The organism is Streptomyces pinistramenti (assembly GCF_020564935.1).
GTDB classification, from domain to species: domain Bacteria; phylum Actinomycetota; class Actinomycetes; order Streptomycetales; family Streptomycetaceae; genus Streptomyces; species Streptomyces pinistramenti.
Map to the genome: position 1 here is coordinate 1 of NZ_JAJCXB010000006.1, position 22,372 is coordinate 22,372.

General features: G+C 73.8%; 16 protein-coding genes and 2 pseudogenes. 8 read left to right on the forward strand and 10 right to left on the reverse strand.

What is annotated here, in order from left to right; genetic code table 11:
- The 5 genes and pseudogenes from LIU39_RS06160 to pgfA form a co-directional block, all read right to left on the reverse strand.
- Positions 1–570, reverse strand: a pseudogene (locus LIU39_RS06160) (condensation protein); the annotation flags it as partial.
- Entirely contained in the window at positions 563–5,116 is a 4,554-nt protein-coding gene (locus LIU39_RS06165) for an alpha-(1->3)-arabinofuranosyltransferase domain-containing protein (RefSeq protein ID WP_227045481.1), read from the reverse strand. The gene LIU39_RS06165 and the pseudogene LIU39_RS06160, both read right to left, overlap by 8 nt.
- Entirely contained in the window at positions 5,113–5,838 is a 726-nt protein-coding gene (locus tag LIU39_RS06170) for a class I SAM-dependent methyltransferase (protein WP_227045483.1), read from the reverse strand. Before LIU39_RS06170 ends, LIU39_RS06165 begins: the two co-directional genes overlap by 4 nt.
- Positions 5,839–5,844: 6 nt before the next feature.
- On the reverse strand, positions 5,845–7,026 hold the full coding sequence (locus tag LIU39_RS06175) for a glycosyltransferase family 4 protein (protein WP_227045485.1): 1,182 nt from the start codon (positions 7,024–7,026) through the stop codon (positions 5,845–5,847).
- A 363-nt stretch (positions 7,027–7,389) separates the two neighbouring features.
- Positions 7,390–8,349 carry a cell envelope lipid trafficking protein PgfA gene (pgfA, locus tag LIU39_RS06180; protein ID WP_227045487.1) on the reverse strand — a complete coding sequence of 320 codons (960 nt, stop codon included), beginning with the start codon at positions 8,347–8,349 and terminating at the stop codon, positions 7,390–7,392.
- Positions 8,350–8,593: 244 nt separating this feature from the next.
- Between pgfA and LIU39_RS06185 the strand changes: the two genes are divergently transcribed.
- Entirely contained in the window at positions 8,594–8,740 is a 147-nt protein-coding gene (locus tag LIU39_RS06185; RefSeq protein WP_227045489.1) for a DUF2613 family protein, read from the forward strand.
- A 10-nt stretch (positions 8,741–8,750) separates the two neighbouring features.
- Positions 8,751–10,016 (forward strand): PucR family transcriptional regulator, encoded by a 1,266-nt coding sequence (locus LIU39_RS06190; protein WP_227045491.1) that lies wholly within the window; start codon positions 8,751–8,753, stop codon positions 10,014–10,016.
- A gap of 63 nt (positions 10,017–10,079) precedes the next feature.
- On the opposite strand, the gene LIU39_RS06195 is transcribed toward LIU39_RS06190, so the two are convergent.
- Complete coding sequence (locus LIU39_RS06195) at positions 10,080–10,736, reverse strand: mycothiol-dependent nitroreductase Rv2466c family protein (protein WP_227045493.1); 657 nt, start codon at positions 10,734–10,736, stop codon at positions 10,080–10,082.
- 114 nt (positions 10,737–10,850) lie between these two features.
- The gene (locus LIU39_RS06200; RefSeq protein WP_227045496.1) at positions 10,851–11,282 is read right to left on the reverse strand and encodes a MarR family winged helix-turn-helix transcriptional regulator; all 432 of its coding nucleotides are present in this window, start codon (positions 11,280–11,282) and stop codon (positions 10,851–10,853) included.
- Positions 11,283–11,367: 85 nt separating this feature from the next.
- Here LIU39_RS06200 and LIU39_RS06205 point away from each other — a divergent pair, with 85 nt between their 5' ends.
- The 6 genes and pseudogenes from LIU39_RS06205 (at position 11,368) to LIU39_RS06230 (ending at position 18,962) form a co-directional block, all read left to right on the forward strand.
- Positions 11,368–12,387, forward strand: coding sequence for an NADP-dependent oxidoreductase (locus LIU39_RS06205; protein ID WP_227045498.1), 1,020 nt, complete (start codon positions 11,368–11,370; stop codon positions 12,385–12,387).
- 83 nt (positions 12,388–12,470) lie between these two features.
- Positions 12,471–12,899 (forward strand): organic hydroperoxide resistance protein, encoded by a 429-nt coding sequence (locus LIU39_RS06210; protein ID WP_227045500.1) that lies wholly within the window; start codon positions 12,471–12,473, stop codon positions 12,897–12,899.
- A 328-nt stretch (positions 12,900–13,227) separates the two neighbouring features.
- A complete protein-coding gene (locus LIU39_RS06215; RefSeq protein ID WP_227045502.1) occupies positions 13,228–14,229 on the forward strand; it encodes a LacI family DNA-binding transcriptional regulator in 1,002 nt (333 codons plus the stop codon).
- A gap of 145 nt (positions 14,230–14,374) precedes the next feature.
- Positions 14,375–16,063: a sugar ABC transporter ATP-binding protein gene (locus tag LIU39_RS06220; RefSeq protein ID WP_227045503.1), complete on the forward strand. Its 1,689-nt coding sequence runs from the start codon at positions 14,375–14,377 to the stop codon at positions 16,061–16,063.
- Positions 16,056–17,977 (forward strand): annotated as a pseudogene (locus tag LIU39_RS06225) (ABC transporter permease/substrate-binding protein). Before LIU39_RS06220 ends, LIU39_RS06225 begins: the two are co-directional and overlap by 8 nt.
- 76 nt (positions 17,978–18,053) lie before the next feature.
- Complete coding sequence (locus LIU39_RS06230; protein ID WP_227045504.1) at positions 18,054–18,962, forward strand: ribokinase; 909 nt, start codon at positions 18,054–18,056, stop codon at positions 18,960–18,962.
- A 118-nt stretch (positions 18,963–19,080) separates the two neighbouring features.
- Here the strand turns inward: LIU39_RS06230 and LIU39_RS06235 are convergent, their stop codons facing one another.
- The 3 genes from LIU39_RS06235 to LIU39_RS06245 all read right to left on the reverse strand — a co-directional run bounded on the left by LIU39_RS06235 (position 19,081) and on the right by LIU39_RS06245 (position 22,356).
- The gene (locus LIU39_RS06235) at positions 19,081–19,323 is read right to left on the reverse strand and encodes a hypothetical protein (RefSeq protein WP_372463819.1); all 243 of its coding nucleotides are present in this window, start codon (positions 19,321–19,323) and stop codon (positions 19,081–19,083) included.
- 198 nt (positions 19,324–19,521) lie between these two features.
- Positions 19,522–20,922, reverse strand: coding sequence for a nitrilase-related carbon-nitrogen hydrolase (locus LIU39_RS06240; protein WP_227045509.1), 1,401 nt, complete (start codon positions 20,920–20,922; stop codon positions 19,522–19,524).
- A 129-nt stretch (positions 20,923–21,051) separates the two neighbouring features.
- The gene (locus LIU39_RS06245) at positions 21,052–22,356 is read right to left on the reverse strand and encodes a PA0049 family protein (protein WP_227045511.1); all 1,305 of its coding nucleotides are present in this window, start codon (positions 22,354–22,356) and stop codon (positions 21,052–21,054) included.
- Positions 22,357–22,372 lie beyond the last annotated feature (16 nt).

The following is a 22,372-nucleotide window of genomic DNA, read 5'->3' on the forward strand; positions in this document are numbered from 1 at the left end:
GGCGGAGGTTCGTACGGGGGGCGGGGTGGGGGAGTTGTCCGCGCCGTCGTACAGCTCGGCGGTCGTCGCCAGGATGCGGAGACCGGCCGGGCCGTCCAGGGCCGTGTGGTTGAGGGTGGCCAGCAGGACGGTGCCGCCCGCCGGGTCCGGGGATTCGATCACCTCCAGGCGCACGGGTGGGGAGGTGTCCAGGGGCGGGCAGTCGGCGAGGGCGCGTTCCCTGGCGCGGGCGAGGGAGTCGTGGGCGGGTGGCGGGAAGACGACCGGGTCCACGTCGGGGGCGGCGGTGAGCTGCCAGGTGTAGTGGCGGTGCCACCAGCGGGCGGTGGCCTGGCGCACCAGGGCGCGGGGGTGCCGGGTGAGCGCCTGGTGGAAGGCGGTGCGCAGCCGGGCGTGGTCGAGGCGGCCCGGGAGGTGCACCTCGATGTGGACGGTTTCCGGTTCGTCGTCCCGTAGGCAGTGCCGGGCGATCTCGTCGACGACGGGGAAGGGGAGGCGGGGGAGGGGGAAGGTGGCTGGAGAAGGGAGGGGGGCTGGCGCCGTTCCGTTGGCGGGGGTTCCGTCAACCATGGCGACCGCCGGGGTCGGCCGTGCCGTCGTCAGCCGTGCCGTCGTTCGTCGTCCCGTAGCTCGCTGTGCCGCTGTCGGCTGCCTTGCCGTTGGCGTGGAAGGGGCCGGGGCTGGGGTCGGGACCGGCCCTGGGGGCATCGCCGGGCTCGGTACCCGGATCGTCCGGTCCCTGCGGCTCTTCCGGTCCATCCAGCTTGCCTTTTCCAGCAGGCCAGGTGTCCCGTCCCGGTCGTACGCTGACCGCCGCGGCCGACAGGGACAGCAGGGCCAGGGCCTGGGCGGTGCCGCTGAAGGCGCCCTGGTCGGCGGCGATGGGTTCGCCCGCGCCGACTGCGGCGATCACGCCGGCGGCCAGCATGGTCACGAAGGCCACCGGCGCGAGCAGGTGGCTGCGGTAGCGGGCCAGGAGGGCGAGCGGCGGCACGACCAGGGCGTACGGCCCGGCCGCCATCGCCACCACCGCAGTGACCGCCACGCAGCCCAGGAGCCAGGAGGGGGCGGGCGGACCGGACGAGCCGGGCGGCATGGACAGGTCAGGCGCCCCAGGCGCCCTGGATACCCCGGGCGCTCCGGACACCCCAGAAACCTCAGATCCGCCAGAAGCCCCAGCCACCACCGACCCCGAGCCCGCAAGCGCCCCCCGGCGGCCTCGTCCGGTTCCGATCAGTGCCGATGCCAGCAGGAGCAGGACGCCCAACGCGCCGCCCAGCAGGCCGAGATCGTAGGTGGTGGCCGGTTCGTAGGTCAGGTGGACGGTGCCGCCCGCTCCGGCCGGGACGAGGAAGCCCTGTTGCCAGCCGTCGAGGCGGAGGGGGGACAGGGGGTGGCCGGTGAGGGTGGCATGCCAGCCGTCGTTGGCGTTCTCGTACATCTGGAGGTAGGCGGCCCGGCCGGGGCCGACGGCGACGGTGCGGCGGTCTCCCGACCAGTCGTGCGCGGTGACCTTGCGGGAGGGGGCGGCGGAGTGGTCGGCGGTGGGGGCCGCGGAGTCGGTGCCGGCCGCCGGGTCGTCTCCCCTGCGGAGGGTGATGTCCGTCAGGGCCAGCGGGCCCTGGTCGCCGGCTTCCACGCGGTGGCGTCCTGCGGGCAGGTCCAGGTGTCCGTCGCGGGCCGGGCCGGCGCACAACTGCACGGTGATCGGGCGGCGTTCGGTCAGGTCGCGGATGGAGCCGGACGCTTTGGTGGCGTGCAGGGTGCCGTCGACGGCCAGCATCGGGCCCTTGCCGCAGGGGAGGGTGAAGCGTTTGCCGGCGTCCGGGCGCGGGGTGCGGTAGGCGTCCAGTGCCGGGAGGTAGACCTCGCTGAGGCCGACCGGCAGTTGCAGGGCCTGGCCGGCGACCGGGTTGTGCAGGGTCAGCGATTTGACCTTGCTGATGGTGATGTCGAGCCGGTCGGTGGTGATCGGGTCGAAGCGGGCCTGGCCGTTCTCGTCGACGCCGGCGGTGGCCGCGCCGTCGGGCGAGTTGATGAGGATCTGTTCGGGGCGGGTGGAGATGCCGCCCGCCGCGGCCAGCACGATCTGGTCGACCTTCTTCTTGCCCGGCCAGCGCAGGTGCAGGGTGGGCCGGTCGCCGGCGATCCAGGCGGTGGTCAGGTCGCCGTCGACGAGGTTGCGGGGGCTGAGTGACTGGCCGAAGCCGAAGCTGGTGGAGTCGGCGGTGGCGGTGATGCGGTCCTTCTGTTCGGGGGCGACCCGGTCGAGCAGCCGGTCGAGTTCCGGGCCGGGGACGGCGAGTGCGGTACCGGACACGGCGTAGCGGGCGGCCGCGCCGGTGTGGAACTGACGGTGCAGGCCGACCTCGGCGGAGACCGGCGACAGGCCGCCGGGGTCGCTCCCCCGGTGCAGCGAGACGGTCTCGGCGGGTGCCTTCGACTCCTCGGCGTCGGTGGGCAGTTGCAGCAGCCGGGTCACCTGGACGTGCGGGATGCCGATCTCGGCGAAGCCGGCGCCGGAGAGCCCGGCGCGCGGGGTCTGCGAACCGAGGATGGTGAGCTTCAGCCAGGTCGCCCTGCCGGGCGGTGCCTTGACCTGCTGCCGGGTGCCGTCGGGGCGCAGCTGGCTGTCGGCGCTGCCGCGGTCGGTCTGGATCCGTACGGAGGTGGGGGCGGCGCGCATGCCGTCGCCGGGGAGGGGGGTGAGGGAGAGGGTGGCGGGGATGGTGGTGGGCTCGGTGAAGGCGATGCGGATCCACTGGCCCACGGGGGCGGCGGCGCTGCCCTCGGCCCAGGCCGTGTCCGGGTTGCCGTCGAAGGCGTTCGCCGGGTCGTACTGCGGCAGTTGGAAGAGCCAGTTGCCGCTGCTGGACGCGGTGACCGAGGACGCGCCGCGGAGTACGGCGGTGGTCTGGTGGCCGATGCCGGGGGTCGGCAGGATCTGCCGGGGTGGCCGGCCGGGGTCCTGGACGCTGTCGGGATGGTTTCGCTCGTCGGCGGTGTACGTGTAGGACGTGTTGCTGTTGACCAGGCCGAAGCGGGTGTCGGCGCGGCGCAGGCCGTCGGCGGTCAGCCGGCGGGGCGGGGTGCCGATGCCGGGATGCCGGTCGCCGGTGAGGACGGTGGGGCGGTTGCGGAGTGCCGGGTCGGCGGAGAGCTGGAGCAGTGCCTCGGGGCCGCCGCTGAGCTGCGCGGTGTCCGCGACGGACCGGGTGGTGACGGGGCCGGGCGGCGACGTGTTCCGTGGGCGGTAGATCTCGACGGAGCGCAGCCGCGGGTAGAGGCCCTGGATCTGGACCGGCGTATCGGAGTGGATCCGGCCGGCGGTGATCAGCGGACCGAAGGACGCCGTCTTGCGGTAGCCGGACGCTTCCAGGGTGCGGGTGACGGTCTGCGGCGGCACGTAGCCGATCTGGTCCGGGTCGAGGTCGTTGCGCACGACCACGTCGTGGATGCCGGCCCGGCCCAAGTAGTCGCGCAGTCCCGGCACTTCGGAGCCGGTCATCAGGGCCTCTTCGACGGCGTCCATGGCGCGCCGGACGCCGGCCGTGCCGAACGGGACGAAGTCGCGCTGGGCCCAGGGAGACGCGGCCAGGATGTCGAGCGGCTGGTCGATCGGCGAGCCCCAGGTGTAGATGCCGTGCGCGGTCGCGGGCACGACGAGCGCGCGGCTGTCGGGGCTGTGGGCCTTGAGCCAGTCGGCGGTCTGCTGCCAGTACGCCGGGAGCCTGGTGAAGGCGCCGGGCTGGAGGATGTTGCCGGTGAGGAAGGGGAGGGCGAGGGCCGGCAGGGTGAGGACGGCGACGAGGAGGGTGAGCAGGCGGGGCAGCCGGGGGCGGCGCGGGGCGGCCTGCGTGTCACCGCGGGCGGGCCCGTTCCCCGTTCCCTTGGCGGCGAACGGCCGTGCTGTGCCCAGGAGATGGGCAAGTCCCAGGACGAGCGCCAGCGCGAGGCCCGGCGTGAACTTGTAGATGTTGCGGAACGGGCGCAGCCATCCGTTCAGCCAGTCCTGCCACACACCGTGCAGCGGGCCGCCCAGCTCGCCGCCGTACCCGGCCAGCGCGATCAGCGCGACGGTCAGCACGCACAGCAGCAGCCAACGCCGCTCGGGCAGATCGCGGCGGGCCAGACCTGCCAGGCCGAGGGCGGCGGCGAGCGCGGAGCCGAGGACGGCGAAGGCGTTGGCGGTCATCGTCCAGCCGGCCGGCAGCCAGGGTTTCCCGAAGTCGAGGTAGCCCACCCAGTTTCCGGCGCCGCGCAGCAGTTCGGTGGCGGACATCGGGCCCGTGGTGGTGTCCGCCTGCTCGATGAACGGCATGAAGTTCTCGCCGTGGATGCCCAGGAGGAGGAGCGGGACCACCCACCAGGCGGTGGCGAGGACGACGCCGGGCAGCCACCAGGCGAGCAGCTTCGGGCGGCGCGGCCCCGTACGGGAGAGCAGGTACAGGCCGACGGGCAGCAGCGAGGCCAGCGTGGAGGCCGCGTTGACGCCGCCCATGAAGGGGATCAGCAGCGCCGAGCGGCAGGCGGCGACACGGGCGGAGAGCCGGGGGTCGGCCAGCGGCAGCAGTACCCAGGGCAGCAGCGCGCCGGGCAGCGCCGCGGCCGATGTGGAGCCGATGACGATGGTGAACGTCGGCCACAGGGCGTAGCAGGCCGCGGCGAGCAGCCGGGTGGGCGGGGTGCCGCAGCGCAGCCGCTCGGCCAGCCGCAGCGCGCCCCAGAACGCGGCGGCGACGATCAGCGACATCCACAGCCGCTCGGCCAGCCACACCGGGAGGTGCGCCAGATCGGCCAGGCCGTAGTAGGGGAGGGTCGGGAAGGCGTAGCCGATGTACTGGTCGGCGATGCCGCCGAAACCGGCCCGGTCGTGCCACAGTCCGCCGAGATCCCCGAGGAACTTCCAGGGGTCGACGGTCACGCCCAGCTTGGTTTCGAACGTCATCTTGCCCGGCGAGGGGGCGAGGAAGCCGGCCAGGGCGAGGGCCCAGAAGCCGAAGAGCAGGCGCCGGCGGCAGGGCGGGTGCGGGGCGGGCGCCGCGGGTGCGGGCGCCGCGGGGCCTCCGGGGCCGGGCGATCCCGGTGACGTGGACGGTTCGAGCGTCTGGGTCATGGCAACCGCCGGAGGATGAGGAGGAGGTTCCAGGTGGCGACTTCGCGGAGCCCGGGGATCCGGGGGAGGGTTTCCGCGAGGAACGGCGCGTAGCGGGAGCGGGCGGAGACGACGGCGATGTCGTCGCGGGCCCGCACCTGCCGCAGGGTCCGTCCGACGTGCACGGCGAACAGGTTCTCGCCCAGGGTGTGTTTGGCCGGCCGCCCGGTGCGCCGCAGGTAGCGGGCGCGGGCCCGTTCGGCGCCCAGGTAGTGCCAGGGCGCGGTCTCGTGGCCGCCCCAGGGGGAGAGCCAGTTGGTGAAGGACACGTAGACGAGGCCGCCGGGCCTGGTCACCCGGATCAGCTCGCTGAGGAAGGTCTGCGGATCGGCGACGTGTTCCAGGACGTTCGACGAGAAGCAGATGTCGGCCGCGCCGTCGGCCAGCGGCAGCAGGTAGCCGTCGGCGAGCACCGCGGCCTCGGGGCGGCGGCCGCCGGCGGCCAGCTCGTGCGGGTCGGGTTCGAAGAGCGCGCCGCGTGCGCCGCGGCGCCGGAACTCCTCGGTGAAGTGGCCGCTGCCACCGCCGACATCGGCGACCACCGCGCCCTTCAGCGGCAGATGGCGTTCGAGCTGGTCGGCGGCGTCGCGGGCGAGCAGTCCGTAACAGTGCTCCGGGTCGGACTGCTCGTTCATGAAGGCGCGGAAGAGCGTGAAGGACCGGCGCAGGGAGGGGTCGCGCACCCCGCATCACCGCCCGGGTGCTGCGGCGGCGAACGCTTCCGTGGCGACCGCACGGAAGCTGCCGACCGTGTGACTCCATCTGAACCGGGCGGCGCGCTGTCCGGCGGCGGCGCCCAGGGCCTCGCGGCGGCGGGCGCTGAGCGCGAGGGTGCACCAGTGGGCGGCGAACGCGCTCTCGCCGCGGGCCAGCAGGCCGGTGACGCCGTCCTCGACGGAGTCGCGCAGGCCGGGGATGTCGAACCCGACCGGGGGTGTCCCGCGGGGGGCCGCTTCCATCACGACCAGGCCCCAGCCCTCGACGAGTGAGGGGTGCAGCAACAGCCAGGCGGAGCAGAGGAGTTCGTGCTTGCGCTGTTCGGAAATGCGGCCGGTGAAGGTGACCTCGGGGCCCGCCAGCGCTTCCAGGCGGCCGCGCTCGGGGCCGTCGCCGACGATGACAAGACGGCCGCCGGTCACCGGCCGCACCCGCTCCCACAGGCGCAGCAGCAGGTCGATGCGCTTGTACTCGACGAGCCGGCCCATGGCGAGGAAGAGCGGTTCGGGGGCCTTGGGGAGCAGCGGCCCGGGGGCCTCGACGCCGTTGTGCACCAGGCGGATGCGGTCGCCGGGGACGCCGAGGCCGCGCAGCGCGTCGGCGGTCGAGCCGGAGACCGCGACCATCAGGTTGTGCCGGTGGGTGCCGGCCAGCGCCCAGTGCTCAAGGCGGCGGCCGAGCCGGGCGGCGGGGGCCGGGTAGCGCATGTCCCACAGGTCCGTGTGGACGTGGTTGACCAGGCACAGCGTCGGCCCGCGGTGCCAGAGGGGGGCGAGGTAGGGCATGCCGTTGCAGACCTCGACGAGCAGGTCACAGGCGCCCACCCGGCGTGGGGCGCGCAGGAAATGACCGGCGTCGCCGCCCGCCGAGACCACGCGGTAGGCGCGGTCCGCCGCGGGCCCGCCGCACAGCAGGGTGACGTCGTGACCGTGGGCGGTCAGCCCTTCGGCGATCCGGTCCACGAGGAGTTCGGAGCCGCCGGCCGCGGGATTGCCCAGGTCACGGCGGGCGAGGAAGACGATCCTGCGGGGGGAGACGGCCGCGGGCGGCGAGGCGGGGCGGGCGGGAGGAACGGGTGGTGCGGGTAAGGCTGCGGCCCGTGCGGGGGGTGCGAAGGGCATGACGGGCGGGGACGGTTGCACGTGCTGGGGCATCTGCGCTCCAACTCGTCTCAGGGTGCGGTACCAGCGGTGGGGGACGTACTGCGTGCTGAGTCGTGCTGAGTGGTGCGGGTCGTGCTCGGTGGTGCGGGGTGCCCGGTACGCGCCGTGGGGGCGGGGTGTACCGGGCCGTATCGGATCGTCTGCGGGGTGGAGGTACGGGCTTGCCGTACGGGCGGGTCGTGCCGGTCGTGGGGGACCGGCGGGCGGGGCGGCGGCCGGACAGGGGCGTCGGTCGCCGGCAGGTGGGGTGGACAGTTTTCGCCGCCGTGTTCGATGCGGCTACTCACCGGAGTGACAAAATCCGCTCCTCCTGGTGGGGCCGCTTCATCACCTTCGCTCATGCCGAGGCCGTACTCAGGGCCTGCGGTCCGTACGTCCGGCGCGGACCAGCGGCACCAGGCCGGACAGCGCGAGCAGCCCGCCGGCCGCTCCGGCGCCCAGCGGCAACACCTCGCCCACCAGGGCAAGTTGGCGGTTGTCCGCCGCGGCAAGCCGCTGGGCGGCCCGCCGGGTCGCCGGGGTGAACCGCAGGCCGTCGACGTGCAGCAGCGTGACGGCGGTGTGCGGGGAACCCGGGGCGCGCAGCGTCTTGTGGGGCGACAGGGACACATCGAGGATCCGGCCGGTGCGCCGGTCGGCGACCACCGACATCCGTGCGTCGGCGTACCACTCCTCGGCCTGGATCTGGCCCTGCCCCGGCCGGCCCACCAGCTTCCCGGGCACCTGGCGGCTGCCGGTCCTGGTGGCCGGCACGCTCCCGGTGAAGCGGTAGCCCTGGTAGTCGCCGACCTGCTGCGTACCGGCGAAGCGGAGCGGGACGGCGGCCCCCAGGGTGTCGTCCCACCAGCGGTAGGTCCTGCGCTGGAGGTCGAAGGGGAACTTCAGGTAGGCGTCGCCGTCGTGGCCTGCGGGAGCCTCGTCGCAGCAGTGCACCGGGTCGTTGGTGCGCCGGTCGACGACCCAGCGCCCGGTCGTCCACTGGAACGCCTTGCGCACGTCCTTGCCCAGCGTCCCCGGGGTGTCGACGGCCGTCGAGACGTCCCACACCGCGTCCCCGCTGCGTCCGCTCGCCGCGACGTTGCCCAGCACATGCTGCGTGAGGGTGATTTTCTGCCGTTCCCGGGTCTTCAGTGCCGCGACATCGAAGTAGCTGCCGGTCCCGGTGAACACGCTCGTCTCGTCGACATCGACCGGTGCGACCTTGGCCCGTGGCGTGACATACCAGGTCAGCAGGGGTGCGAGGACGAGCAGGAAGACGCCGATGCCGAGCAGGACGAGCGAACGCGGCGCGGCTGGTTTACCGGAATCACGCATACGAGCACTCCTGGAAGCGGTGGGGGTGGATCACGCTCTGGTGCACGTGCGGCGGCGCGATGCGCCATCGGCCGGGAACGTAGGCCAACTCTTGACAGGCAGTCAATGCCCTTCCACACTCGGCAGGCACCGCGGCCACCGTGGTGCCGCGCTGTGGGAACGCGGTGTCGTTGCGGCCCTCAGGACGTCTCCCGGCAGTCCCGGCCGCCGACTGATCCGGCATCGACGAAGGGGCTCACGCGCCATGCACAGACTGCTTGCCGCCGCACTGTCCGCCCTGGCGGGCGCCGCGCTGGCGGTCGGCGCCGCACTCGGCGTCGTCGCGGCCCTGGACACCGCACCCGCGCAGCCGAACGTCCCGCTGGTGACCTTCGACCGGTCCGGCGGATAGGAGGGCACGCGTGGTGAGCGCCGTCCGTTCGGCGTGGCGGGAAGTGCCCTCCGTCCAGATACGGCGGTTCGCCGCGCTGGCACTGGAGGAAGTGCCGTTACTGGCCCAGGACATCCTGGCCGAAATCCGCCGCGAATTCCCCCAACTCCCCGTGGTATTGGACGAATTCGGCGAACCGACGGCGCTGGTCGGCATCCGCCAGTCCCTTGAGCACTTCGTCGCGCACATGACGGTCGGCCTGGACCGGCCGCACGTCCACCCGCGCGTCTTCCAGGAGTTCGGCCGCGGCGAAGGAATGCAGGGCCGCAGCCTCGACGCCCTCCAGGCGATCTACCGGCTGGGCGTCCGCCTTGCCTGGCGGCGGCTGGCCGAGATCGGCCAGCAGGTCGCCATCCCGGCCCCCGCCATGTACGAGCTGGCCGAATCCGGCTTCGAGTATCTGGACGGCCTGGTCGCCGCGTCCGTACGCGGTTACGCCGAGGCCGCGGCCCGCCAGGCCGGCGAGCGGCTGCGGCTGCAACGGCGCCTGATGGAGCGGCTGTTCGCGAACACCGCGGCACGGGCCGGGGCGGCGGGTGTGCCTCCTGGCGCGGGCCGGTCCGCAGGCGCAGGCGGCCCCGAACCCGACCCGGTGCTCGCCGAACAGGCGGCCCTGCTGGGCTGGCCGCTGCCCGAACGCGTCGCCGTCGCCGTGCTGTTGCGGCCGGACCGCGCGGCGGTGGCGCCCGCCGTCGCCCCCGACATCCTGCTCGACATGGAGTGCGAGCGGCCCCGGATGGTGGTGCCCGAACCGGACACTCCCGGACGGGGCGAACTGCTGCGGCGGGCCGCGGCCGGCTGGTCGGGGGCGATCGGGCCCGCCGTCCCCCTGGCGGACGCGGCGAAGTCGCTGCGCTGGGCCGGGACGGCGGCGGACCTGATGGAGTGCGGCCTGCTGCCCGTGGGCGACCTGCTCCAGTGCACCGAGCACACCGAGGCGCTGGTCCTGCTGCCGCCCGAGGAACTGATCGCGGATCTCGGCCGCCGCCGCCTCGCCCCCCTGGCCGGCTGCGGCCCGGCGCACGGACTGCGGCTCGCCGAGACGCTGCTGGCCTGGCTGGAGACCCGCGGCGGCGCTCCCGAGGTGGCCGCCAGGCTCGGTGTGCACCCGCAGACCGTGCGCTACCGGCTGCGCCAGATAAGGGAGTTGTGGGGGAGCGAGGTGGACGACCCCGACCGCCGCTTCGAACTGGAGCTGGTACTGCGGGCCCGGCGGCTGCGCGGGGAGCAGGGGTGAGCGGCGGCCGGGGACGGGCCTCCCGGGGTGGCCTGGTCTGCGCGCGGGCCCCGGGCGGCGCGGTCAGCTGAAGTCGAACTCGCCGGTGCGGGTCCGCTTCAGCTCGAAGAACCTGTCGTATCCGGCCAGCAGCCGGGCGCCGTCGAAGACCCGTACCGCGTCCTCGCCGCGCGGGATCGACATCAGCACCGGGCCGAAGAAGGCCACCCCGTCGATGTGGATCGTCGGGGTGCCGACGTCCTCGCCGACCGGATCCATGCCTTCGTGGTGGCTGGCGCGCAGCAGCTCGTCGTAACGGTCGGTCTCGGCCGCCCCGGCCAGCGCGGCCGGCAGTCCGGCCTCGGCCAGCGACTCCTGGATGACGGCGGTGAGGTCCTCGCGGCGGTCGTTGTGCAGGCGGGTGCCGAGTGCCGTGTAGAGAGCGCGGAGCACCTCGTCGCCGTGGCCCGCGGCGGCGGCGATGCACACCCGCACCGGGCCCCAGCCCTCGTCCAGCAGCGCGCGGTATTCCTCCGGCAGGTCCTCGCGGCCTTCGTTGAGCACGGACAGGCTCATCACCCGGAAACGCAGATCGAGATCACGGTGCCGCTCGACCTCCAGGATCCAGCGGGAGGCGACCCAGGCGAACGGGCAGATCGGGTCGAAGTAGAAGTCGACGGAGTGGCGGGTGCGGCCGGGGTCCTGGGTGCCCTGGCCGCTCGGAGAGTTCTGGGAGGTCATGGGGCCAGGCTAGAGCGGCACGCGGGCGCACGCGCGGGCCACCCGCCGCCTCGCGGAACCGGCCACTCCGTCGGACGGCCGCAGGCGGCGGCTCTCCCCGTCATCCGCGCCCGCTCATTCCGGTGCGGTGCCCAGCATCCGCTGGAGCAGTTCCTTGAGCAGCGTGCGTTCCGTGACGGTGAGATGGCTCAGCGGCTCGCGGGCGAAGTGGAGCGAGCCGCGCAGCCGCTCGGCCGTACGCCTGCCCTCGGCCGTCGGGGCGGCCAGCTTCACGCGGCGGTCGGCGGGGTCGGGGCGGCGCTCGACCAGGCCGCGTGACTCCAGCCGGTCGACTATGCCGGTGATGTTCGACGGCTCGCACTTGAGGCGCTGGGCGATCTTCCGCATGGGCAGCGGCTCGACGGACAGCAGGCCCAGCACCCGGGCCTGGGCGCCGGTCAGGGAGTGCTGGGATGCCGCGTGCTCGTACTCCTCGTGGTAGCGGGCGACGACGGTGCCGATGAGGTCGACGACCTCGACGGTCAAAGGGTCTGCGCGCGGAGTCATGGAAACAGGATAACCGTTTGCTTGACATCATGAAATATCGAGCGCATGGTTGTTTCAGTACCTGAAGCATTAGGAGGATCGACCCATGTCCGCACTGCCCGCGACCGGCCGTGAATGGCACCTCATCGCCCGCCCGCACGGCTGGCCCACCCCGGACGACTTCGCGCTGCGCGAGGCCCCGGTGCCCGAGGTCGGTGAGGGCCAGATCCTCGTCCGCAACCTGCACTTCTCGGTCGACCCGTACATGCGCGGCCGGATGAACGACGTGAAGTCCTACACGCCGCCGTTCCAGCTGGACCGGCCCATGGACGGCGGCGCGGTCGGCGAGGTCATCGCCTCGCGCGCGGAAACCTTCGCCGTCGGGGACCACGTCCTGCACGGCCTCGGCTGGCGCGAGTACGCCGTGCTCGACGCCGCGAACGCCGCTGCGGTCGACGCCTCGCTCGCCCCCCTGACCGCCTACCTCGGCGTCCTGGGCATGCCGGGCCTGACCGCCTACGCGGGCCTTCTGGAGGTGGCGTCCTTCAAGGAGGGCGATGCCGTCTTCGTGTCCGGTGCGGCCGGCGCGGTGGGCAGCGAGGTCGGCCAGATCGCCAAACTCAAGGGCGCATCCCGGGTCATCGGCTCGGCCGGCTCGGACGAGAAGGTCAGGCTCCTCGTCGAGGAGTACGGCTTCGACGCCGCGTTCAACTACAAGAACGGCGACGTCACCAAGCAGCTCAAGCAAGCCGCACCCGACGGCATCGACGTCTACTTCGACAACGTCGGCGGCGACCACCTCGAAGCGGCCATCAGCGCGTTCAACGTCCACGGCCGCGCCGCCATCTGCGGCATGATCTCGATGTACAACGCCACCGAGCCGACCCCGGCGCCGCGCAACCTCGCGCTGGTGATCGGCAAGCGGCTGCGCCTCCAGGGCCTGCTGGTCGCCGACCACCGCGCGCTCCAGCCGCAGTTCGTCCAGGAGGTCTCCGGCTGGATCCGCTCCGGCGAGCTGAAGTACGGCGAGACCAAGGTCTCCGGCATCGAGAACGGCGTCGAGGCGTTCCTCGGGCTGCTCCGCGGCGAGAACACCGGAAAGATGATCGTGAGCCTCGCCGGCTGACCTGGCGGTGCGGACCGCTAGGCTCGGCGCCAAGCCGTCGCGATCGTGGGCGCGAGTCGCGGCGAACCACAGGAGGATTGTTCATGTCCATCCCACCGGTCGATGTCGTCTACACCGCCGTCGCCACCGCCGAGAACGGCCGTGACGGCCGCGTCGCCACCGATGACGGCAAGCTCGACGTCGTCGTCAACCCGCCCAAGGAGCAGGGCGGCAACGGCGCCGGCACCAACCCCGAGCAGCTCTTCGCCGCGGGCTACAGCGCCTGCTTCCAGGGCGCGCTCAGCGTCGTCGCCCGCCAGGAGAAGGCGGACGTCTCGGGTTCCCGGGTGACCGCACACGTCGGCATCGGCAAGACCCCGGCCGGCGGCTTCGGCCTCAAGGTCGAGATCTCCGCCTCGATCCCGAACGTCGACGCGGCCACCGCCAAGGACCTCGTGGAGAAGGCGCACCAGGTGTGCCCGTACTCCAGCGCCACCCGCGGCAACATCGAGGTCACGCTGACCGTCGCCTGACCCGCGACCACGGCAGAACGTCACGCCGAGGGCCGCATCCCTGCCAGGGGTGCGGCCCTCGGCCGTGGTGCGGGGTACCGCCGTCCGGAGCCCGCGAAAGCCCCGTCCGGCAGGCGCAATTCGCTCTTCCCCGCCCGCCCCGCGTGACGCAGGCCACGCACCCGACGTCTTGACGGGCGCCCCGTGTAATCGATTACGTAGGCCCCACGAAATCGATTACACATCGACCTCGATCAGACTCCGACCTCGATCAGACTCCGACCTCGATCGGGCTCCGGCCGCGATCAGGCATCGGCCTCGATCACACGCAGAGGATGGCAACGGCGCCATGGCGAACATCAAGGACGTGGCAGAGCGGGCGGGGGTCTCGGTCGCCACGGTTTCGCGGGTACTCAACGGGCACAGTCCGGTCGCCGAGACCCGGGACCGGGTGCTCGCCGCCGTACGGGAGTTGGGCTACCGGCCCAACAACGTCGCCCGCGCGCTGCGCACCGCCCGCACCGGCACGCTCGGGCTGATCATCAGCGACCTCACCAACCCGTTCTTCACCGAGCTGGCCGACGCCGTCGAGGACGAGGCCCGCAGCCTCGGCTACAGCCTGGTCATCGGCAACGCGGGCGAGCGCCCCGAGCAGCAGGACGACCACATCCGCACGCTGCTCGACCGGCGGATCGACGGCCTGCTGGTCAGCTCGGCGGGCACCGGTTCCGCGATGCTCGGTGAGGTCGTCGACTCCGGCACCCCGCTGGTCCTGCTGGACCGTGCCGTGCCCGGCGTCGACGCCCCGTGCGTACGCGCCGACGGCCGCGCCGCGCTCACCGCCCTCGCCGCCCACCTCGCCGCCCTCGGCCGCAGCCGCCCCGCGATCATCGTCGCGCCGGCCGGCACCCCCACCGGTGACGAGCGCCTGCACCTGTTCCGTACGGCGCTCGCCGCGCACGGCATCCGCCTGCCCGACACCCGCGTCGGCGCCACCCCCGACCTCCAGCACACCGGCGGCCGCAGCGTGATGCGCGCCTTCCTCGACCTGCCCCAGCCGCCCGACGCGGTGCTGGCCACCGACAACCTGATGGCGCTCGGCGCGCTGGACGAACTGCGCGCCCGCGGGCTGCGGATCCCCGACGACATGGCGCTGGTGGTCTACGACGACGTGCCGTGGTTCGCGCACACCGACCCGCCGCTGACCGTCATCGCCCAGCCCACCCGCGAACTGGGCAGGGCCGCCGTGCACACCCTGCTGGCGCGCATCGAAGGCCGGGCCGCCGACTCGGTGCTGCTGCCGGCCAGGCTGGTACCCCGCCGCTCCTGCGGCGAACCGCCGGCCGGCTGACGGGCCGCCGCCGGCCGGGCACACCGGCCGCCCGCGCCGGGCCCGCACCCACAAGGCCCCTGGGGGAGCGACTTCACGCACCCGCCGGGTCCGCACACCGACAGCACCACCCGAGCACCACACCCGAGGAAGAGAGGGGCAGCGCATGACCGGCGTCAACGACGACGTACCGGGCGGCCGCGAACTGCTGCGCGTGGAGGGGGTGACGAAGTCGTTCCCCGGCGTGCGCGCGCTGGACGGCGTGGACCTGAGCCTGCGCACCGGCGAGGTGCACGTACTGCTCGGCGAGAACGGCGCGGGCAAGAGCACGCTCATCAAGATGCTGTCCGGCGCCCACCGCCCCGACGAGGGACGCATCCTCGCCGACTGCGGAGCGGACGGCGGCACCAACGGCGCGCCCGGCAGCGGGGCCCAGGGGCTCCGCGAGGTGCACATCCGCTCCGCGCAGGACGCGGAACGGCTCGGCATCGCCACCATCTACCAGGAGTTCAACCTCGTCCCCGGCCTGACCGTTGCCGAGAACATCTTCCTCGGCCGCCAGCCGCGCACCGCGCTCGGCCTCGTCGACCGGAAGACGATGCGGGCCCGCGCCGCCGAACTGCTGCGCCGGGTACGCCTGGACGTCTCCCCGAGCACCCCGGTCTCCGAACTGGGCATCGCCCGGCTCCAGATGGTGGAGATCGCCAAGGCACTCAGCCTCGAAGCCCGCGTCCTGATCATGGACGAGCCGACCGCGGTGCTCACGTCCGACGAGGTCGAGACCCTCTTCGGCATCGTCCGCGAACTGCGCGCGGACGGCGTCGGCATCATCTTCATCACCCACCACCTCGACGAGATCGGCGCACTCGGCGACCGGGTCACCGTGCTGCGCGACGGCCGCTCCGTCGACGAGGTCCCCGCCTCCACGGACGAGGAGGAACTGATCCGGCTGATGGTCGGGCGGGACATCTCCGAGCAGTACCCGCGCACCCGCCCCGACGCGCCGGGCGCGCCGCTGCTGCGGGTCCGCGGCCTGACCCGGCACGGCGTCCGCAGCAGCAAGGGCTCACCGGCCCGACCGGCCTTCGAGGGCATCGACTTCGAGGTGCGGGCCGGCGAGGTCGTCGGCCTCGCGGGACTGGTCGGCGCGGGTCGCACCGAGGTCGCACGGGCGATCTTCGGCGTGGACCGCTACGACGCCGGGACCGTCGAGGTCGGCGGCACGGAGCTGGCGCGCGGCGATGTGCGGGCGGCGATGCGGGCCGGGCTCGGCCTCGTACCGGAGGACCGAAAGGGCCAGGGCCTGGTCCTGGACGCCTCGCTCCAGGACAACCTGACGCTGGCGAGGCTGGACCGCGACACCCGGCGCGGCCTGGTCGACCGGGGAGGGCAGCGGCGCGAAGCGGCCGCCGTCGCCGGGCAGTTGAAGGTCCGGATGAGCGGCCTCGGCCAGAGCGCCCGCACCCTCTCGGGCGGCAATCAGCAGAAGATCGTCATCGGCAAGTGGCTACTGGCCGAGACCCGGCTGCTGATCCTCGACGAGCCGACCCGCGGCATCGACGTCGGCGCCAAGGTCGAGATCTACCAGCTGATCAACGAGCTGACGGCGGCCGGCTGCGCGGTGCTGATGATCTCCAGCGATCTGCCCGAGATCCTCGGCATGAGCGACCGGGTGCTGGTGATGGCGCAGGGCCGGCTGGCCGGTGAACTCCCGGCCGCCGAGGCCACCCAGGACGCGGTGATGGAGCTGGCCGTCCGGTCCCCGAAGGGCGCCGCCCCGCCCGACGCCGGTCACACCCCGTCCACGAACAAGAACCACCCAGGTCAGAGCGCGATGGAGGGCTCCGATGACTGAGCTGCTGAAGACCCCGGGGGAGACGCCCCCGACCACGGCCCAGGGCCGTGCGTTCGGACCGTGGTGCACCAGGGCGGTCCTCAAGAACGGCCCGCTGGGCGGCCTGATCGCCCTGGTCGTGGTGATGGCGGTGCTGTCCCAGGACTTCCTCAACGGGCAGAACCTCCTCAACGTCGGCGTCCAGGCGTCCGTCACCGCGATCCTGGCGTTCGGCGTCACCTTCGTGATCGTCTCGGCCGGCATCGACCTGTCCGTCGGCTCGGTCGCCGCGCTCTCCGCCACCGTCGTCGCCTGGGCGGCCACCGGCGAGGGCCTGCCGGTCTGGATCGCGGTGCTGCTCGGCCTCGCGGTCGGCGCGGCCGCGGGACTGGTCTCCGGCGCGCTCGTCGCGTACGGCAAACTGCCCGCCTTCATCGCCACGTTGGCGATGCTCTCGATCGGCCGCGGCCTGGCGCTGGTGATCTCCGGCGGCTCGCCGATCCCCTTCCCCGCCTCGGTCAGCTCGCTCGGCGACACCCTCGGCGGCTGGCTGCCGGTGCCCGTCCTGGTGATGATCGCCATGGGGCTGGTCGCCGCGCTGATCCTGGCCCGTACGTACTCCGGGCGCGCGATGTTCGCGATCGGCGGCAACGAGGAGGCGGCCCGGCTCTCCGGCATCCACGTCAAGCGCCGCAAGCTCGTCATCTACGCGCTGTCCGGCCTGTTCGCCGCGGTGGCCGGCATCGTGCTCGCCGCCCGGCTCACCTCTGCCCAGCCGCAGGCCGCGTCCGGCTACGAACTCGACGCCATCGCCGCCGTCGTCATCGGCGGCGCCAGCCTCTCCGGCGGCTCCGGCAAGGCGTCCGGCACCCTCATCGGCGCGCTGATCCTCGCCGTGCTGCGCAACGGCCTCAACCTGCTGAGCGTCTCGGCGTTCTGGCAGCAGGTCGCCACCGGCCTCGTCATCGCGCTCGCCGTGCTCCTGGACACCCTGCGCCGCCGGAGCGCCCGATGAGGGCCCGGACGGCACGGACCGCCGCGGCCGGGCTCGCCGCCGTCCTCGCGCTCGGCCTGGCCGGCTGCGACCGCGGTGGCCACACCGACCTGGGCCTGGCGCTGTCCACGATGAACAACCCGTTCTTCGTCGGCATCAAGGAGGGCGCGCAGGCCGAGTCGGACGCCCGCGGCCTGCACATCAACATCACCGACGCGCAGAACGACCCCACCCAGCAGATCAACCAGATGGAGACGTTCACCAGCCAGGACGTCAAGGCCGCCATCATCAACCCGGTCGACTCGGACGCCGCGGTGCCGGCCGTCGGCGTCGCCAACCGGGCGAAGGTGCCGGTCATCTCCATCGACCGCGGCGTCAACGGCGGCGACGTCGGCTCGACCATCGCGTCCGACAACGTCGCGGGCGGCCGGCTGGCGGCGAAGACGCTCGCGCAGTCGCTCGGCGGCAAGGGCAAGGTGGCCTTCCTGGAGGGCCAGCCCGGCACCTCGGCCGCCCGCGAACGCGGCCAGGGCTTCGAGGAAGGCATCCAGAAGTTCCCCGGCATCCAGGTCGTCGCCCGGCAGCCCGCCGACTTCGACCGGACCAAGGGCATGGACGTGATGTCCAATATGCTCCAGGCGCACCACGACATCGGCGGGGTGTTCGCCGCCAACGACGAGATGGCGCTCGGCGCGACCAAGGCGCTGGGCTCACGCTCCGGCAAGGACGTCAAGGTCGTCGCGTTCGACGGCACACCGGACGGTGTGACGGCGGTCCGCAAGGGCACGCTGACCGCGACCGTCGCCCAGCAGCCCAAGCTCCTCGGCAAGAAGGCCGTGGACTGGGCGATCAAGGCGTCGCGCGGTGAGAAGCTGCCGGCGTCGGTCAAGGTGCCCGTGGTGCTGGTGACGGCCAAGAACGCCGCGAAGTTCGACGGCTGAGGACGACGGCCGGCCCGGAGCGGGCCGGCACCGCCTCGGGCAACGACGTGAGATGACAGCAAGAGGAGAACGGCGCATGTACGACGTCCTGGTGGTCGGTTCGGCCAACGCGGATCTGACGGTACGGGTGGACCGGCGGCCCGGCGCGGGCGAGACGGTGCTCGGCACCGATCTGGTCGAGTCGGCGGGCGGGAAGGGCGCCAACCAGGCGGCGGCCGCGGCCCGGATCGGCAGCCGGGTCGGGCTGCTGGCCCGGGTCGGCGGCGACGCTTACGGCACGCTGCTGCTCGCCGCGCAGCAGGAGGCCGGCACGGACGTCACGCCGGTCATCGTCGACGACGCGGCCCGCACCGGCACCGCGATGATCATCGTCGACCCGGACGGCGACAACAGCATCGTCGTCTCGCCCGGCGCCAACGCAGCCCTCACCCCGCAGGACGTGGCGGCGGCGCGGGACACCATCGCGGCCTCCGCCGTCCTCTCCCTCCAGCTGGAGACCCCCGTCGAGACGGTGCGGGCGGCCGCGGCGACCGCCGAGGACACCGGCACCCGCGTCGTCCTCAACCCGTCCCCTGCCCCCGCCCGCCTGGCGCCCGAACTCCTCGCCGTCGCCGACCCGCTGGTCGTCAACGAGCACGAGGCACGGCTGCTGTCCCAGGCCGCCGACGGTTCGCCGCGGGACTGGGCGTACGCCCTGCGCGACCTGGGCGCCCGCTCCGTCGTCGTCACCCTCGGCGGCGACGGCGCGCTGGTCCTGGACGCGGCGGGGACGCACGAGGTGCCCGGTGTGAAGGTCGCGGCCGTCGACACCACCGGCGCGGGCGACGCCTTCACCGGCGCCCTCGCCACCCGGCTCGCAGGCGGCGACAGCCTCCCCGACGCCGCCCGCTTCGCCGTCCGCGTCGGCGCCGCGGCCGTCACCAAGCCCGGCGCCCAGCCCTCCTACCCGACCCTGGCCGAACTGGACGCGCTGCTGGGGAAGTGAGCGGGGGAGCGAGCCGGGGGAGGGGCGGGCGGCGCCGGTGCGTGAGCGCCGGGTCCGGATCCCGGCCGGTCCCGCACCCGGCCCGCTTCCGTCGTCGCCCCCCGCTCCCGGAACGGCCCTACGCCTCCTCTCCCGCCCGCACCACGGCGGCCGCCACCGCGACCTCCGTGCCCGCCAGGCCGACCGACGAGAAGAGCGTGAGCTGGTCGGCGCCGCTGCGGCCAGGAGCGCAGCCCGCCGGCACCGCGCCCAGCGCGGTCAGCGGAGCCGGGCCCAGGAGATGCCCGGTGCCGTACGGGCCGGCCTGGGCCGGGGAGCCCGTCACGATGACTGCGGCGCGGGCGGCCGGCTCGGGCGGAATCTCCTACCGGGCCGGGGACTTGGGGCCGGCCGGCGCGCCGACGGTGAACACCAGCTCCCCCGCGCCCACTGCCGCCCGGAGCCGGGGCGGTGCGACCGGCCCGTGTGGTGCTCAAGCAGCGCGTGCCGGACCGCCCGCGCGGCCGTGCCCGCGTCCAGTCACTCCCGTACGTCCGCGTCGCCGAGCAGCGCCGGCCCCTCACCGCCCCAGCTCCTTCGGCCCGTACACCGCCCGCTCCGCGCCCGTCGCCAGCGCCCAGTAGCGGTCGCCGTAGGACCAGTGCCACCACTCCGTCGGGTAGTTCACCAGGCCCGCGGCGGACAGTGCGGCGCTCAGCACCCGTCGGTTGGCGCGGGCGGCCGGGGTCAGGCCAGGTGCTGCCGTGTAGCAGGCGCCGTCGCTCTCTTCCGGCGAGGCGTCGACCGGTGTTCCCATGTCGAGTTCGGCGCCGTCGGCGGTCATCAGGGTGAGGTCGACGGCGCCGCCCGCGCTGTGCGGCGCGATCTCCGGCGGTGAGACGAAGCGGCTGGCGGCCGCCTGGAGCGACGCCGCGTCCTGGCCGGGCCGCGCCGCCCGCAGCTTCTCCTGGTACCGCTCGAAATACTTCCGCTGGAGGGACAGCGGGCGGTACCCCTCGACGACGCACAGCCGCAGTCCGTCCGGCAGGGCTTCCTGCGCCGCGAGCAGCCGGCGCAGCACCCCGGAGCGCAGGTGGGCGGATGCCCCGTCGTCCTCCTGGCCCTCGGGCAGCAGCAGTTGGGGCGCCTCGGCCCGCAGGTCCACCAGCGGTTCGCCGCACTCCTGGACGGGGACGGCGGCCACGGCCGGGTCGGCCATCAGCGTGATGCGGTCGCGGACGTCGGTCAGCACCAGTTCCGCCGCGTCCGCCGCGCCACCGGGGACGGCACGCCCGTCGCCGGCGGTCGCCGCCCGCTCGCCGCTCGGCAGCCAGGCGCCGCTGAGCCCCACGGAGCGGCCAGGGGAACCGGCACCCGCGCCGTTCGCGAGCACGACGTGCAGATCGTGCTCCCGCGCCAGCACCGGGTACGTGTCCAGGCCCTCCGGCTCGCTGTGGAAGGCGCTGGCGAGATACACCCGGCAGCCGTCCGCCGCGGCCCGCGCGGCCACGTCGGGGAAGGCACTGTCGTAGCAGGTGGCCAGCGCGAACCGGATCCCGCCGAGGGTGAAGCGCCCGTCGGCGGCGCCCGGGGCGAACACCTGGCGTTCCGTGTCGGACAGGTTCCGCTTGTCGTAGCGGGTGAGCAGGGCGCCGTCAGGACCGTAGACGAACGAGCCGATCGTCGGCGCCTGCGACGGGCCGCCCCCATCGGCGCGGGCCGCGACGTTCACGACCGCCGCGATCCCGGCCGCCCGGCAGGCATCCCGTACGGGTGCAAGCCGGGCGTCGTCCGGGGTGACGGCCATCCCTTCCGGGTCGGCGGCTATCACTGCCAAGTCGTAATGAAGGAGCGCGAGTTCGGAGAACACCACCAGGCCGGCGCCGCGCTCGGCCGCCTCCGTGACGAGCGCGGCCATCCGCGCCGCGTTGGCCTCGATGTCGCCAGGACCGGGGATGAACTGTGCTGCCGCAAGGATCATGCAGCCATCATGCACGGCCCGCCGCAGGCCCGCTCCGGCCTGTGGACAAGTGGCCAAGTGGCCTGGTCAGCGGGCCCGATGAGCGAGTTCGGCAGGACGTCACGGCGCCCCCCGTGCCTGCCGGGCCCGTCACCCGTCGCCCGCCACCGCGGACGCCGCCACCGTCACGATCCGCCGCACCTGCGCGGTGATCGCGACCCGGTTGTGCACGAACACCGGATCGGTGACCCGGCCGCCCGCCGGATCGGTGTTCCCCGGCCCGAACTCCAGCACCGGCGTGTGCAGATGGCCGCCCGCCAGGCCCGGCCGCACGGCATCGCGCAGCAGCGTCGCCCGATAGCCGATCTCGTTGGACAGGTAGTCGCCGCCGCCCCCGGCGCGGGCCGTCGAGCCCGGCGTGGGGCCGTCCGGCCGTTCGACGGGCGCGCCGCCGCCCGCCGGTACCTCGGTGACCGCGGTGTGGTCGACGACCGGATACGGCCCGGTCGTGGCCGCGACGATCCGCCGGTAGGGCAGGCTGGTGGTGGTCCACTGCGGCTGCGGCCGCACGGTCGGCACCCCGGCCGGAACGGGCACGATGCCGGTCCGCGACACCCGGGCGTTGTCCGGGTAGCCGCCCCGCCAGGCCCCGTTGGTCCGCTCCACGTCGAACCGCCCCGGCCGCCCCTGGCTGATCGTGGTGAACAGGTCGGCCTGCCGCGGGCCCCTGCGCAGCTGCGGCAGCAGCGTGCGCTCCACGGTGCCCGCCGCGAAGTCGTCCCACCGCACGGGGAAGACGGCCGCCTCGATGCGCGCCGGACGCCCCGACGCGGTACGCACCGTCGTCCCGTCCAGTGCGAGCGCCGCGGCCCCCGACGGGTTGCTGCGCCGTATGTCGTCGTCCAGCTGGAACGGGTCGAAGCCGGTCACCACGACCCGCAGCACCTTCTTGCCGGGCGGCAGGCCGATCGTGTCCTGCCCCCGCGAGCCGCGCTCCAGCGCCGCGATGAGGGCCGTCCGCTGCGCCGGACTCAGCCCGAAGTCCGGCCGCCAGTCCCGCACTTCCTTCGTCATGCCCAGCCGCGCCCAGTACAGCGGCCGGTCGTCGTCCCGGCTGAGATCGCCGCCCGCGGGCCCGCGCCCCTGCGCCCGCCGCACGGCCCGGTGCCACAGCGTGCGCCCCTCGCGTGCCACGTACCGCCGGCTCTCCCCGTAGGTGCCGAGCCCCTTCAGGCCGCGCGCGAACTCCCGCTGCCACCGGTCGAATCCGCTGCGCCGGAGGATCTCCTGGGGGACGTCCTGCGCCAGCCGCCCCTCCTCGACGGACGCCGCGGCCCTGGGGCCGGAGCGGGCGGCGGATGCCGCGGTGGCGGCGCCCGGAGCGGTCAGGGAGAGGGGGACGGCGGCGGCCAGGGCGACGCCGAGCGCGCCCAGCCTGGTGCATAGGTGTCTCATGCGGCGAGTAAAGCCG